Source organism: Bradyrhizobium sp. in8p8 (assembly GCF_000426845.1).
Taxonomy (GTDB): domain Bacteria; phylum Pseudomonadota; class Alphaproteobacteria; order Rhizobiales; family Xanthobacteraceae; genus Bradyrhizobium; species Bradyrhizobium japonicum_C.
The window spans coordinates 244,302-258,266 of the sequence record NZ_AUGD01000002.1 but is presented as its reverse complement, the minus strand read 5'-3'; the positions used below and the strand labels follow the sequence as shown (position 1 = coordinate 258,266).

The 13,965-nt window shown below is 64.9% G+C and carries 16 protein-coding genes; 12 read left to right on the top strand and 4 right to left on the bottom strand.

The annotated features are described in order from the left end of the window. The first annotated feature begins 191 nt into the window (after positions 1-191). The gene (locus K408_RS0106405) at positions 192-683 is read left to right on the top strand and encodes an Lrp/AsnC family transcriptional regulator (protein WP_024337794.1); all 492 of its coding nucleotides are present in this window, start codon (positions 192-194) and stop codon (positions 681-683) included. A gap of 207 nt (positions 684-890) precedes the next feature. Then, entirely contained in the window at positions 891-1,190 is a 300-nt protein-coding gene (locus tag K408_RS0106400; RefSeq protein ID WP_024337793.1) for a DUF3551 domain-containing protein, read from the top strand. 97 nt (positions 1,191-1,287) lie between these two features. Here the strand turns inward: K408_RS0106400 and K408_RS0106395 are convergent, their stop codons facing one another. Then, the gene (locus K408_RS0106395) at positions 1,288-2,316 is read right to left on the bottom strand and encodes an AraC family transcriptional regulator (protein ID WP_024337792.1); all 1,029 of its coding nucleotides are present in this window, start codon (positions 2,314-2,316) and stop codon (positions 1,288-1,290) included. Positions 2,317-2,427: 111 nt separating this feature from the next. On the opposite strand from K408_RS0106395, the gene K408_RS0106390 reads away from it, so the two are divergent. From K408_RS0106390 to K408_RS0106370, 5 genes are all read left to right on the top strand, one after another. Continuing rightward, complete coding sequence (locus K408_RS0106390) at positions 2,428-3,600, top strand: isovaleryl-CoA dehydrogenase (RefSeq protein ID WP_024337791.1); 1,173 nt, start codon at positions 2,428-2,430, stop codon at positions 3,598-3,600. A gap of 24 nt (positions 3,601-3,624) precedes the next feature. Next, complete coding sequence (locus K408_RS0106385) at positions 3,625-5,229, top strand: carboxyl transferase domain-containing protein (protein WP_024337790.1); 1,605 nt, start codon at positions 3,625-3,627, stop codon at positions 5,227-5,229. A 4-nt stretch (positions 5,230-5,233) separates the two neighbouring features. Continuing rightward, positions 5,234-7,237 carry an acetyl/propionyl/methylcrotonyl-CoA carboxylase subunit alpha gene (locus K408_RS0106380; RefSeq protein WP_024337789.1) on the top strand — a complete coding sequence of 668 codons (2,004 nt, stop codon included), beginning with the start codon at positions 5,234-5,236 and terminating at the stop codon, positions 7,235-7,237. 1 nt (position 7,238) lies between these two features. Further along, the gene (locus tag K408_RS0106375; RefSeq protein WP_024337788.1) at positions 7,239-8,150 is read left to right on the top strand and encodes a hydroxymethylglutaryl-CoA lyase; all 912 of its coding nucleotides are present in this window, start codon (positions 7,239-7,241) and stop codon (positions 8,148-8,150) included. 401 nt (positions 8,151-8,551) lie between these two features. Further along, complete coding sequence (locus K408_RS0106370) at positions 8,552-8,797, top strand: pentapeptide MXKDX repeat protein (RefSeq protein WP_024337787.1); 246 nt, start codon at positions 8,552-8,554, stop codon at positions 8,795-8,797. Between the two features lie 122 nt (positions 8,798-8,919). Here the strand turns inward: K408_RS0106370 and K408_RS0106365 are convergent, their stop codons facing one another. Then, on the bottom strand, positions 8,920-9,267 hold the full coding sequence (locus K408_RS0106365; RefSeq protein WP_024337786.1) for a DUF6481 family protein: 348 nt from the start codon (positions 9,265-9,267) through the stop codon (positions 8,920-8,922). Positions 9,268-9,526: 259 nt separating this feature from the next. On the opposite strand from K408_RS0106365, the gene K408_RS0106360 reads away from it, so the two are divergent. From K408_RS0106360 to K408_RS0106350, 3 genes are all read left to right on the top strand, one after another. After that, on the top strand, positions 9,527-9,763 hold the full coding sequence (locus tag K408_RS0106360; protein WP_024337785.1) for a hypothetical protein: 237 nt from the start codon (positions 9,527-9,529) through the stop codon (positions 9,761-9,763). 70 nt (positions 9,764-9,833) lie between these two features. Further along, a complete protein-coding gene (locus tag K408_RS0106355; protein ID WP_024337784.1) occupies positions 9,834-10,046 on the top strand; it encodes a hypothetical protein in 213 nt (70 codons plus the stop codon). A 174-nt stretch (positions 10,047-10,220) separates the two neighbouring features. Next, positions 10,221-10,991: a hypothetical protein gene (locus tag K408_RS0106350; protein ID WP_024337783.1), complete on the top strand. Its 771-nt coding sequence runs from the start codon at positions 10,221-10,223 to the stop codon at positions 10,989-10,991. A gap of 309 nt (positions 10,992-11,300) precedes the next feature. On the opposite strand, the gene K408_RS42635 is transcribed toward K408_RS0106350, so the two are convergent. Beyond that, a complete protein-coding gene (locus K408_RS42635; RefSeq protein ID WP_024337782.1) occupies positions 11,301-11,462 on the bottom strand; it encodes a hypothetical protein in 162 nt (53 codons plus the stop codon). A gap of 551 nt (positions 11,463-12,013) precedes the next feature. Between K408_RS42635 and K408_RS0106330 the strand changes: the two genes are divergently transcribed. After that, positions 12,014-12,226 (top strand): hypothetical protein, encoded by a 213-nt coding sequence (locus K408_RS0106330; protein ID WP_024337780.1) that lies wholly within the window; start codon positions 12,014-12,016, stop codon positions 12,224-12,226. 125 nt (positions 12,227-12,351) lie between these two features. Here the strand turns inward: K408_RS0106330 and K408_RS0106325 are convergent, their stop codons facing one another. Next, entirely contained in the window at positions 12,352-12,579 is a 228-nt protein-coding gene (locus K408_RS0106325; RefSeq protein WP_018323146.1) for a DUF2171 domain-containing protein, read from the bottom strand. A gap of 109 nt (positions 12,580-12,688) precedes the next feature. On the opposite strand from K408_RS0106325, the gene K408_RS0106320 reads away from it, so the two are divergent. After that, complete coding sequence (locus tag K408_RS0106320) at positions 12,689-13,960, top strand: hypothetical protein (protein WP_028145818.1); 1,272 nt, start codon at positions 12,689-12,691, stop codon at positions 13,958-13,960. Positions 13,961-13,965: the final 5 nt, after the last annotated feature.

Genomic DNA, 13,965 nt, shown 5'->3' with positions numbered 1-13,965 from the left:
GCCATCGGCACGGCATGCCCGGGCTTGTCCCGGGCATTCACGTTTTGGTAGCCGATGAAGGAATGTGGATGACTGGGACAAGCCCGGCCTGATGAGGAGGGCCGCCGGCCGCCCGCCGCGAGAGCCCCTTGGCAGCAATTTGGCCTCGTGCTTCGCTACCGCGCATGACAGCTCATCGGCGAGGTTAGGAGATGGCCGGGCGTGACCAGCTCGACGGCATCGATCTGAAAATTTTGTCCGAGCTCCAGCAGGACGGGCGGGTTCGCAACAACGAGCTGGCGCTGCGCGTTGGCGTGTCCGCGCCGAACTGCCTGCGGCGGCTGAAATCGCTGTTCAGCCGGGGCGTGATCCGGGCGGTGCGCGCCGTCATCGACGAGCGGCTGCTTGGCTATGAGGTGACGTCGTTCGTCTCGATCCAGCTCGGCAGCCAAGCCCAGCCGGTGCTGGAGGCATTCGAGGGCTCGATCGCCGCAATCCCGCGCATCCAGCAGTGCTGGCGGATTTCGGGCGATACCGATTATCTGCTGAAATGCGTCGCGCCGAGTGTCGAGAGCATGCGCCAGCAACTCCTGCATTTCGCGGCGATGCCCAACGTGAAGAACGTCCGCAGCTTCCCCGTGCTGGGCGTCGCAAAGGATGTGCCCCTGCCGCTGCAGGAGGTCTCCGCGGCGCCGGCAGGATAGCGATCTGAACACTCCCCAGATGAGAATGAAACTGCGCACATTAAGTATGAGTTAATCACCTAAGTGCAACATGTGATTTTTGAAGTCCTGCAATGCGCTGGGCCGTGATTGCTGGTTCCTGTGCGCCGCTTAGCTCCAAGATGTGAACCTCAGCATGCTTGGCATGCCGAGGGTCTCTTGTGAGACCCTGAAGCAGGAACAGACTCCATGACATCGATTTCGAACACGTTCGTCGCATCCGCTGCAACGCTGTTTGCGTCCGCGTTGCTCACGATGACCGCACCCGCAGCAACACAGGCGGAAGAATACTGCATCACCAACGGCGCCCAGGCCGCTCATGGCTGCGGCTATCCGACGATGGAGGCGTGCCGGGCCGCAACCGCTGGCATCGGCGGCATCTGCTCGCAGAGCGGCGGCGCCAAGACCGCGAACGACGCGTTCGCCTTGCAGCCGAAACAGTCGCGATCGCGCAAGCTTCGACCGGGCGGACAGACCAACTCGAACTAGGGCTGCAAGCGAGAGCAGCTTGGCGACGTTGCGGTCTGCGACCCATGTCGGGGCCGCCGATACAGAGCAATTAAGCCAGATCGCACTGGCTTGCGCCTCAGCGATAGCGGCCGCGAAATTCGCGCGGGCTTGCGCCGGTCCAGCTGCGGAAGGCGCGGGAGAAGCTCTTCTCGTTGCGGAAGCCGGCGATCTCCGCGATGCGCTTGATCGGAGTGCGGCCGCGCATCAGCTCCTGCTTGGCGAGCTCGAACTTCGCCTCTTCCTTGAGATCGCGCAGCGAGGTGGACTCCTCCCGGAGGCGGCGGTGCATGGTGCGGGTGGAGAGCGCGAGCTCGCTTGCGACATCCTCGGCGCCGAGGACGCGTCCGCGCGCATGGCGCAGCACGCGGCGGACACGCTCGACCAGCAGCCGGTCGCGGCGGTAGGGCAGCACGGTCAGCCTTAGCGCGCCCTTGAGCATGTTGTCGAGATCGGCCGCGCTGCGCGTCAGCGGCAGCGAAAGATAGTGCTTGTCGAAGACGATTGCCGCACGGTCCGCATCGAAGCGGACAGTCCTGCAAAATATGGTCGGATAGACCGAGACGTGGCTGGGCTCGGCGAAGGGGAACTCGGCCGCCCGGAGCGCGATCCGGGAGTCGACGGCCCAGCACGAGAAGCCGAGTACGTAGCGAAGTAGCGTGACCAGGCAGAACTCGCGGAAAGACCCGAGGTCGCGCAGCTCACGGATCGACACGATTGCGGTCTCTTTGCCAACCGCGAGATCGAGCAACACATCTTCGGTAACGAGACGGTGGTGCCGGCACCAGCGCTTGAGCGCGACCTCCAGCGTCGGCGCGGTGATCGAGGCCCGGCACAACATGCCATAGGTGCCCCAAGGCAGCCGCCGCGAGAACCAGCCGAGCGCCTCGTCGTCGAGCTCGCGCATGGCATGGTCTGCCAGCGCCTCGAACTGGGTGGCGGTGACCCGCCCATCCGGAGAATTGACGAGGTCTGGCGCGACCTGGGCCCGGCTCAATGCCTCCGCGGGATCGAGGCCGTATCGCTCATAAGCGGCAACCACGCCGCGGACGAAGGCCGCGGGGGTCACGGCGCGGCGCGGGATTGCGGTGGCGGCTTGAAAAGGCATCGGAGTTCCTTTCGAAAATCCTCGCCAAGTTTGGCGGAAAATGCAACCTTTTCGACCGCAAGAGGGCCGGCACCGGGCTAGGTTCGGACCCCAAAATAGGGAGGAATCGCCTTGAACATCCCGAGCATCGACTTCGATCTGGGCGAAGACATCAGCCTGCTGCGCGACACGCTCCGCGCCTTCGTCGAGGCGGAGATCACCCCGCGCGCCGCCGAGATCGAGAAAGCAAACCTGTTCCCCGCGGACCTCTGGAAGCGCTTCGGCGACCTTGGGCTGCTCGGCATGACCGCGCCGGACCAATATGGCGGCTCCAACATGGGCTATCTCGCCCACATCGTCGCCATGGAGGAGATTTCGCGCGGCTCGGCGGCGGTGGGGCTGTCCTACGGCGCCCATTCAAATCTTTGCGTCAACCAGATCCGCCGCAACGGCAACGATGCGCAACGGCAGCGTTATCTGCCCAAGCTGATCTCAGGCGAATATGTCGGCGCGCTCGCGATGTCCGAGCCCGGGGCCGGCTCCGACGTGGTCTCCATGAAACTGCGCGCCGACAAGCGCGGCGACCGTTATGTGCTCAACGGCTCCAAGATGTGGATCACCAACGGCGGCGACGCCGACGTGCTCGTGGTCTACGCCAAGACCGATCCGGAGGCCGGCCCGCGCGGCATGACGGCGTTCCTGATCGAGAAGGGCTTCAAGGGCTTCACCCACGGCCAGCATCTCGACAAGCTCGGCATGCGCGGCTCCAACACCTATCCGCTGTTCTTCGACGAATGCGAGGTGCCGGAGGAGAACGTGCTCGGCAAGGTGGGCGAGGGTGTCAAGGTGCTGATGTCCGGCCTCGACTATGAGCGCGCGGTGCTCTCAGGCGGCCCCCTCGGGATCATGGCGGCCTGCATGGACGCGGTGGTTCCCTACATGCACGAGCGCAAGCAGTTCGGCCAGCCGATCGGCGACTTCCAGCTGATGCAGGGCAAGCTCGCCGACATGTATTCGACCTGGCAAGCCACGCGCGCCTATGTCTATGCGGTTGGGCGCGCTTGCGATCGCGCCGACCATGCGCGTACCTTGCGCAAGGATGCGGCGGCCGCAATCCTCTATTCCGCGGAGAAGGCGACATGGATGGCCGGCGAGGCGATTCAGGCGCTCGGCGGCGTCGGCTACACCAACGAATTCCCTGTGGGGCGTCTGTGGCGGGACGCCAAGCTCTACGAGATCGGCGCCGGCACCTCGGAGGTCCGCCGCATGCTGATCGGCCGCGAGCTGATGGCCGAGACGGCCTAAACGTTTCACTTCATTGGAATCACCATGCCGCTCCATTCCAGCATCGATCCGTCTTCATCAGACTTTGCGCGCAATTCCGAGGCCATGCGCGCGCTCGTCGCCGACTTGCGCGAGAAGCTCAGCCAGGTCGCCGGCGGCGGCGGCGAGGTCTCGCGCAACCGCCACACCGCGCGTGGCAAGATGCTGGCGCGCCAGCGCGTCGATCTGCTGGTCGACCCGGGAACGTCGTTCCTGGAGCTGTCGCCGCTCGCGGCCTATGGCCTTTATGGTGGCGATGTGCATTCGGCGAGCGTCGTCACCGGGGTGGGGCGCATTGCGGGCCGCGAATGCGTGATCGTCGCCAACGACGCCACCATCAAGGGCGGCACTTATTATCCGATGACCGTGAAGAAACATCTGCGCGCGCAGGACGTCGCGCGGCAGAACAATCTTCCTTGCGTCTACATGGTCGATTCCGGCGGCGCCTTCCTGCCGCTGCAGGACGAGATCTTTCCCGACGAGCGGCATTTCGGTCGCATCTTCTACAACCAGGCGCAGATGTCATCGCAAGGCATTCCGCAGATCGCGATCGTGATGGGCTCCTGCACCGCGGGCGGCGCCTATGTGCCGGCGATGTCGGATGAGAGCATCATCGTCCGCAATCAAGGCACCATCTTCCTTGGCGGGCCGCCGCTGGTGAAGGCTGCGACCGGCGAGGTCGTCAGCGCGGAGGAGCTTGGCGGCGCCGACGTGCATTCGCGCCAGTCCGGGGTGACCGACCACTATGCCCAGAACGATGCCCATGCGATCGGCATTGCGCGGCGCATCGTCGGCACGCTGAAGCCACCCGCGCGGCCGAACCTCAATATGCATCCGCCCCGCGAGCCGCTGTTTGCGGCGGAGGAAATCTATGGCGTGGTGCCGGTCGACGGCCGCAAGCCGTTCGACGTGCGCGACATCATCGCGCGTGTGGTCGATGGCTCCGAGTTCGACGAGTTCAAGAAGCTCTATGGCACGACCCTGGTGTGCGGCTTCGCCCACATCTGGGGTTATCCGGTCGGCATCATCGCCAACAACGGCATCCTGTTCAGCGAGAGCTCGCTGAAGGGGGCGCATTTCATCGAGCTGTGCTGCCAGCGTGGCATTCCGCTGGTCTTCTTGCAGAACATCACCGGCTTCATGGTGGGCAAGAAGTATGAGGCCGGCGGCATCGCCCGCGACGGCGCCAAGCTGGTGACGGCGGTCGCGACGGCCTCGGTGCCCAAATTCACGGTGGTGATCGGCGGCTCCTACGGCGCGGGCAATTACGGCATGTGCGGCCGCGCCTACTCGCCGCGCTTCCTCTGGATGTGGCCGAACGCGCGCATCTCTGTCATGGGCGGCGAGCAGGCCTCGATGGTGCTGAGCCAGGTCCGCCGGGACAATATCGAGGCCAAGGGCGACAGCTGGTCGAAGGAAGAGGAAGACAAATTCCGCGAGCCGATTCGGGCGCAATATGAGAGCCAGGGGCATCCATATTATGCGACCGCGCGGCTGTGGGACGACGGCGTGATCGATCCGGCCGACACGCGCCTCGTGCTCGGCCTCGGCCTCTCGGCGGCGTCGAATGCGCCGATCGAGCCGACGAAGTTCGGCCTGTTCAGGATGTGATGCGATGGACAGCTCAAAGCTCTACCGGCGTTTTCGCACGCTCCTGATCGCCAACCGGGGCGAGATCGCCTGCCGCGTCATCCGCACGGCGCGCGCCATGGGCCTGCGCACGGTCGCGGTCTATTCGGAGGCCGACCGCGACGCGATGCATGTCGCGCTCGCGGACGAGGCCGTGCTGCTCGGGCCGGCACGCGCCCGCGACAGCTATCTCAACATCGATCGGCTGATCGAGGCCGCCCGCAAGACCGGCGCCGAGGCCGTGCATCCCGGCTACGGATTCCTCTCGGAAAATGCCGGGTTCGCGCAGGCCTGCCTTGACGCCGGGCTGGTGTTCGTCGGCCCGACCGCCGGGATGATGAATGCGATGGGCTCGAAGTCCGGCTCGAAAGAGCTGATGGAGAAGGCCGGCGTGCCGCTGGTGCCCGGCTATCACGGCGAGGCCCAGGACGAGGCGACGCTTGCGAAGGCCGCGGACAGGATCGGCTTCCCCATCCTGGTGAAAGCCTCCGCCGGCGGCGGCGGCCGGGGCATGCGCATCGTCCGGTCGGCCGATGAGCTTGGGCCTGCGGTCGTCAGTGCCAAGCGCGAGGCCAAGGCCGCGTTCGGCGACGACCGCATGTTGATCGAGAAATATGTCGACAATCCCCGGCACATCGAAGTGCAGGTCATCGGCGATAGCCACGGAAATCTGCTCTCGCTGTTCGAGCGCGAATGCACGTTGCAGCGCCGGCACCAGAAGGTGATCGAGGAGGCGCCGTCACCGACGCTGAACGCCGCCCAGCGCGAGACCGTCTGCGCCGCCGCACGCAAGGCAGCGGGTGCCGTCAACTATGTCGGCGCCGGCACGATCGAGTTCGTCTCCGACGGCAAGGACGTGTTCTTCATCGAGATGAACACGCGCCTCCAGGTCGAGCATCCCGTGACCGAGCTGATCACGGGCATCGACCTCGTCGAATGGCAGCTTCGCGTCGCCTTCGGCGAGGCGCTGCCGCTCAGGCAGGACGAGATCAGGCTCAACGGCCATGCGGTGGAGGCGCGCGTCTACGCCGAGAATCCGACCAAGAACTTCATGCCGTCGGTCGGCAGGATATCGACCTGGCGGCTGCCGGCGGAAGCCGGGGGCTTGCGCATCGATGCCGGCTATCGCGAAGGTGATAGCGTCTCGCCGTATTACGACGCCATGCTGGCCAAGATGATCGCCTGGGCGCCGACGCGGGACGTCGCGATCGAGCGGCTCAATCGCGGGCTGGAAGAGTCCGACGTCCGCGGCATCGTAACGAACATCCCGTTCCTGTCGGCGCTGATGACGCATCCCAAGGTGCGCATGAATGCGATCGACACCGGCTTCATCGAGCGTGAGCTGGCGGTTCTCACACAGGCCGCGCCGGTACCCGGCGAGCTCGAGCTTTGCGCCGCGGTGGCGGCGATCCTCAAGGACGAGCAGCAGGCGGCCCGTGCGCAGGCAAATTCGCCATGGCAGACCTTCGGCTGGCAGCCGGTCGGCCGCCGCCAGCGCAGCTTTGCCTTCCGCGTCGGTCACGGACCGGAGCAGAAGATCGTGCTGAACTACGGCAGCGGACCGTCGACGCTGCTGATCGGCGAGCGCGAGCTGGCTTTCGCGATTGCGCCGCGTGACGGCGGCTTCGATCTGACGCTGGACGGCGTCAAATCGTCCGTCGCGGCCGTGATCGACGGCCATGAGCTCTACTTGCGCACGCGCAACGGCCGCTTCGATTTGCACTGGGTCGATCCGTTCGGCGGCGAAACCGAGGAGCAGACGGGCGAGGACAAGATCGCCGCGCCGTTGCCGGGAACGGTCGTCGCGGTGCTGGCCGAGGAGGGCGCCAAGCTCGACAAGGGCGCTCCGATCCTGACCCTGGAAGTGATGAAGATGGAGCAGACGCTGCGCGCGCCCTTTGCCGGCGTGCTGAAGTCGGTCAAGTGCAAGGTCGGCGACATCGTCCAGGAGGGTGTCGAACTCGCCGTCGTCGAGCCGTCCGGGGAGTGACATGAGCGACCGAGTCCGCATCATCGAAATGGGCCCGCGCGACGGCCTCCAGAACGAGAAGACTCCCGTCAGCGTCGAGGCGCGCATCGCCTTCATCGAGGCGCTGGTTGAGGCCGGCCTCGATACGGTCGAGGTCGGCGCCTTCGTCTCGCCCAAGGCGATCCCGCAGATGGCAAGCTCGGACGCCGTGCTGCGCGGCGTCAGCCACGTCAAGGACGCCGAATTTCACGTGCTGGTGCCGAACGAGAAGGGCTATGACGCCGCGCGCGCCGCGGGCGCCAGGGTCGTCTCCGTGTTTGCAGCGGCCTCGGAAGGCTTTTCGCGAGCGAACATCAACTGCACGATTGCGGAGTCGATCGAGCGGTTCAAGCCGGTGCTGGCGCGTGCCAAGGCCGACGGCGTGCCGGTGCGCGGCTATGTCTCCTGCGTGCTCGGCTGCCCGTTCGACGGCGAGATCAAGCCGAAGGCGGTCGCAGACCTTGCGAGTACGCTGTTCGAACTCGGCTGCTACGAGATCTCTCTCGGCGACACTATCGGCGTCGGCACGCCCACCAGGGCCAAGGAGATGCTGCGCGCGGTGGCGGCCAACATTCCGCCGGCCAGACTCGCGATGCATTTCCACGACACCTACGGCCAGGCGCTCGCCAACCTCTATGCCGGGATGGAGGAGGGCGTGAGCGTCATCGACGCCGCCGCCGGCGGCCTTGGCGGCTGCCCCTACGCGCCAGGTGCCACGGGCAACGTCGCGACTGAAGACGTCGTCTACATGCTCGAAGGCATGGGCATCAGGACGGGCATCGACATGGAAAAGCTGCTCGCGGCCACGAACGCGATGAGTGGCCTCCTGGGCAAGCCGCCCGTCAGCCGCGTGGCGTCGGCGCTGAACGCGAAGAAGAAGCGGGCCGCCTCATAGGACGGCAGGGAGGCGTAGCGCGGTACCCGCCTGACCGTTCAACGTCTGCCATGGATCGCGAACAGCAGCTCCCAGCGCGGCAGGTGCAGCGAGCATGGCGGGATGTCCTTGGGCATTATTGTTGTGCTGTGATTTGGGCTTGGGCATCGAGACCGGCACTTGCGCCCGTCCTGGCCGGTCCTTCAGTCGAACTTCTTTCAACTGACAGCTTGAGACCGGATGTTCCGGCAGGTACCGGTCGTGCTGCGCTGCACACTTCCGACTCCTCGCAAGCTCGAAGATCCTCGAGGTCGGTCGCGCCAATTTTATCGGCGGGGGCGTAACAAGGCGGGCTCGCGATCCGTCGACATCAAATAGCGGCGTCTGTCGCTGACAACCACCACTCGAAGGGAACATGAACCATGACCATTCGCACCCGCATCGTGCTCGGCGTCTCGGCTGCCGCTCTCTCGCTCGGCCTCGCGTTTGCCCCGGCCGCCTTTGCCCAAGACAAGATGGGCAAGGATGACGGCATGATGAAAAAGGACACGATGTCCAAGGACGGCATGATGAAGAAGGACACAATGTCCAAGGAAGGCGGCATGAAGAAGGACCACATGTCCAAGGACGGCATGAAGAAGGAAGACGGGATGATGAAGAAGAACTGATCCTTCGCCTTCGGAGCAGAGCCTACATTGAGGCGGCCGCACTCTCTCGACTTCCGGTGGCAGCCGTTGGAAGCCTCCGGAAGGTTCTTCAATTCTGGTTCAATTGAACGCGACCAGAAGCCTTACTTGCGCTTGGCCTTGCGGGCGGCATAGCGCGCGTCGCGCTTGGCCTTCTGCTCGGCTTCCAGCGCAGCGCGCTGAGCTTCGGCCTCCTCAGCCTCGCGCGCGATCCGCGCGGCCTCGGCGGCCTTGGCCTCTTCCTCGCGTCGCTTCTGCTCCGCCTTTTCGGCCTCGCGCGCAGCCTTCGCCTCGGCGCGCTTGGCCGCGAGAGCCTCGCGTTCGGCACGCTTCGCCGCCACCGCGGGATCATCGGGACCCGGCTGCGACTTGAACTTGTTCAAAAGATTCTTGCGCGCCTCTTGCGCCGCTTTTTGCCGGTCTGCGAAACCTGGTTCCCTGAATCCACTCATCGACGAGCCTTGTCTTCCTCGCTTTCGATCCTACATCCGTGCCTGTTGGTACGTCGGCTGGGCATAGCAGGCGCCACGCGACGCAGAAGCGTGTACATCGCCGCGCGTCGCGAAGCCACCCAAATCGCAGCCGATCAGGTCAACGAAATCGCCCCGACGATCTCTCGTAGCCCGAAAAAACTGCCGAATTGTGATCTCCCTCATAAGGGAGCACGAGGGCGACGCCTAGCGTCCGCCCGCTACGAGACGGAGCACAGCCATGACGTTCTCCAGACCCAACCTGAAGGCGCTCTCAATCGCCTTCGTCCTGGCAAGCCTGACCGGCGCCGCGGTGCTGCTAGCCCGTCCGCAGCCCATTGAAAGTGCCGTACTTGGGGCGGATTGGGAATGCACCCAGACCGCTTTCGTGCTCACGAGCTGCGCACCGCGGGATCTGCAGGCGATCCCGGCGGTCGAGACCTCGGGTAAGGAAGCTATTCCGTCCCGGCGCGGCTGAATGAGGGCGCGGATTGGGATGTGACGCGACGCCGCACAGGTGATAGAGCCCCTTGCGCGATCAGGTGGCCATGTCCAAGCCCGAACTGGGCCAGAAGCCCAAACCAGCTGGAAGACCTCGACCCGTCGGCAATCGGCGCGGCGCCATTGCCGGCTTGATCATTACGCTTGTCATCCTCGCCGTCGGCTGGTGGCTTGCTCGCCACCTCACCTCGGCAAGCAAGATGCAGGACTGCCTGATGTCGGGCCGCACCAATTGTAATGTGATTGAACCGGCCCGCTAGAGTCCGGCTCCGCCGCAGCGGTTGGGGCCAAAAATTGCCGTGATCTTAATCATTTGTAACGGGACTTAGCCGATCAAGCAGGGCAGTTGTTTCGGCCGGCATCAGCCCGGCGCGCGGCGATTCGCCGATCGCGCCGGGCACCACGGCCATCGACAGAGCAGGGGGCGAGCACGCATGAGTGCGTCCAAACGCATCAAGATCATCATTCCCGTGGCTTCGGCCATGTCGTTCCTCGCGCTTTCGGCGCAGGCTCAGGACTCAAGGCCGAGGGATGCCGGCCCGGCAGCGGCCCGCCCCAGCGCTGGTGCGCCGGCCCCGACCGATCAGAACATGCGTAAAGGCCTTCCGCCGCAGCAGCAGGCGGTCCGGCCGGCGCAGCGCCCTGCCGATCGGCCCCATGCGGGTCCTGGTGCGCACCATGCCGGGGGGCCGCCGCCGGGACGGCACGTCGCCCGCGGTCCTGCGCCGGAGCGCCATTGGGGCGGTCACATCTATCGCGGCAACCGCGCCTGGGATGGGGGACGGTGGCGGCACGAAGTCCGCAACGGACGGTCCGGCTGGTGGTGGGACGTCGGCGGCGTCTGGTATTATTATCCGCAGCGCATGGCGGGCCCGCCCGCTTACATCTCCGAGGATTACATCGACGACGTGCCGGTGGCCTACGCCCCACCTCCGGTCGCCTATGCGCCGCCGCCTCCGCCTCCTGCACCGGCGGATCCCGGTGCCAGCGCGCTCGGCGGGGCGCTCGTCGGCGGCTTGCTGGGCGGCCTGATCTCGGGCAATGCAACGGGGGCTGCCGCAGGCGCGGTTCTCGGCGGCGCGACGGGCGCGATTGCGGGGGCCACCGCTGCATCCCAGCCCGGCTATTACTGGGCGCAGGGCACCTGCTACTACCGTTATCCGAATGGCCAGTATGTGCAGGCCGATCCTCGCGCGTGCTATTGAGTTTTCCAATCCGGATCGAAGAAGAGGCGGGCTTAGGTCCGCCTTTTTTGTTTTGCGCCGCAGCGATTGCTTCAAATCAGCAAATTAGCGCTGGCGCTCGTCGCCGCCTCACGCAAGTCTCAAAAGAAAACGTCGGGATGATTCGCGGGGATGTGGGACATGCTGGATGCCATCCAGATCAGCTTGGCGCTTTGGGCCATGATCGTCTGTGGCGGGATCAAACTCTCGCAGGCGTTACCATATCTGTTCTAGCGCACGATTCGCCACGGCAACCCATGCGTGTGGCACCTGAACCAATCTGCTCGCGCATCAAGACACGAGCCAGCTGAAGAACGCGATCGCCCCCCAGACGAGGCTGGCGATCCAGGCCAGCATCACGATCGCAATGGTGCCGAGATATGCGACGCCGAGCAGATCCGAGCTATGCCGCCGCGGCGGGACGATGGCTTCCGTTGCTGCCTTGCGTGTCATGACGGGACATCATCCATAGAGCCATGAAGCGCTGTTTAGCGAAGATTTCCGGCGCGAGTTGTGACGCAGTTCACAGAGCCTTGCCGGTTACCCCGCAATCATACGGACGAAATTGCCACGCGCTTGTCCAGATGGTCGGTTAGGGTCTGCCTCATGTGCACCGAGTACGATCCGCAGCATGAAGCCGAGCTCGCAATGAAGCGCGCTGCGGAGGCCGAAGGTGCGGACAGGCAACGGCTCATCCAGCTGGCCCTGGCATGGCACCAGCTCGCCCGCGATCCGCGTGGCGAGCGAACCGGCCTCTCTCATCCAGCCGGGCACACAGCCGCGGTCCGATAACGCGGACATGAGAAAACCCCGTGCTCGGGGGACAAGCACGGGGCTCTGCAAAGCCGACCGGGGTTGGCGGTCGGCACCACTCAAGTCGGTCATTCAACGCTCTGCTTGCGCGTTCGTTCCAGGTCTATCGGCGCGGCTGAGACCTGCACTCCTGGAGTGACGCCTGCGCTTGGCAGGAAGGAACGTCCGTTCCGCGGCGACGTTGTGCGGCTATGACCGATCCCGAGCTACGAGCACAGTCTTTCGAGATCGCCTGGCGATATCTCGACCAGTCCGGCCTGCTCACGGGTGAGCACAAGGATTCCGCCCGTTTCATCTTGAGCCGGATCGACCGCATGATGCAGCGCGGAGAGCGGCGCAGATTGCTGCTCTCGAATGCCGCGATCGACGCCTATCGGCTGCGGCCCGCGCTCGTGACTGCCTGATCCATGCATTGAACCAGTTCTTAACAATTGCTCGACGCTTCGATTTGCGATCGCGATTCGTGCCGTGCGAACGAAGCAGAGTCGGATCGTGAACAAACAAAAAGCCCCCGAAGGGGCTCAGTGATTCATGCGGCTTCCGTCTTCGGTACCGCGTCGGCATTCATCGACAGCTTCACGACGTCGCCCTCGACGGCTCCTACATATTTCGTGTCGATGTAGTGATGATGGTCCTTGTGACCTTCCGGGCTGTCCTTGCGCGTCAGCTTGATGCGGTTGCCCTCGACGCGATCGACGGTGCCGACATGTGCGCCGTCCTTGCCGATGATCTTCATGTGCTCTCTGATTTCAGACATGCTGTCCTCCTTGCACGGATTCAACTGCGAAAACGCATGTTCGTTGCACGGGCCTTGGACCCAAGGCGCTTTCTATACGTTGACGCCTGATCAGATCTGTCAGAAGCGCATGGAGACCATTCAAGCCTATCTGCAACGAAAGCATGAGGAACTCAGGCTGTTGAATGGCTGCCTGAGAAACCGGATTGACTTAGTGCGTCCGCAATCCGTCGATGACGTGGTCGGGTCCAAGTTCCGGATCACTGCGGCGCTGAGGGCGGAGCACGAACTGCATGAGTGGAAGGCGACGGAGACGGCCTGGTCGCACACCGCCAATCCCGCCAGCGGACCGTTCGAGTTCGGCTACGATTATCAGCGGGCCGATCTTACGGTACGCGGGCCGCCGTTCTATGAAGTCGACTGCGCCTCCACGAGCACCGCAATCTATACCGCCTCGGGTATGGCCGCGATCTCTGCCGCGCTGCTCGCCTCCGCGCAGATCGCGCCGAAGGCCGATATCCTGGTGCTGCCGGGCTCCTATGGCGAGACGCTGGAACTGATCCGGAGCTACGTCGCTCATTTGCGGCTCGAGGCTTTGAAGCTGCCGCTGGGCGATGCGTTTGCCCGGGCGGGCCGGCCGCGCATCTTGCTGCTGGATTCCTGCTCCTTGGCCGGCGCTTTCGAGGCGGCGCTGCGCTGCGACGGCTCTGGCCTCGACCTCCTGGTGTTCGATACGACATGCTTCGCCGGCCGGTCAGGCCGGATCAGGCGGGTCCTGAGCTGGGCCCGGCGACACGGCATTCCGCTGGTGCTGGTGCGCAGCCACAACAAGCTCGACTCGCTCGGAGCGGAGTATGGCCGGCTTGGCTCGGCCGTCTTCGTGCATGAAAATGAGCGTCAGCAGCGGGCAGGGGGGCTCGAATGGGCGCGTCTCGCGTCCGAAACGCGAAACGCGGTGCGGCTGCTCGGGGGCGCGGCGCTGCCGGCCCACTTCCCGCCCTTTGCGGGCAGCGCCGCGTACTGGGCTCTCACGAAAAGGCGCGTTGCGGCGATCTTGCGCAACGGCCGAAGCACCGCTCGGTATTTTGCCGCAAAGCTCCCGGCGCTCTCGGCCGAACTGCATTTCGCCCACGGCCTGTACGTGACCCTCCGGGGAAGGCGCCCGCTCGACGAGGCGGCAGCGCGCCAGGCTGCCGAAGACATGAGCAGCGAACTGCGGCGTGAGGGCTTTCCCATCCGCCACGCCGGCAGCTTCGGCTTTGATTTCGCCGCGACGGAGTGGTTTCACGACGCGACCACGGACCAGTATAGCGTCCGGGTGGCGGTCCCGGATCTTCCGACCGAGCTTTGGAATGATCTGGCCGCCGCAATCGCGCGATGGTGGCTGGCACATCAGGCGTGAGGTGG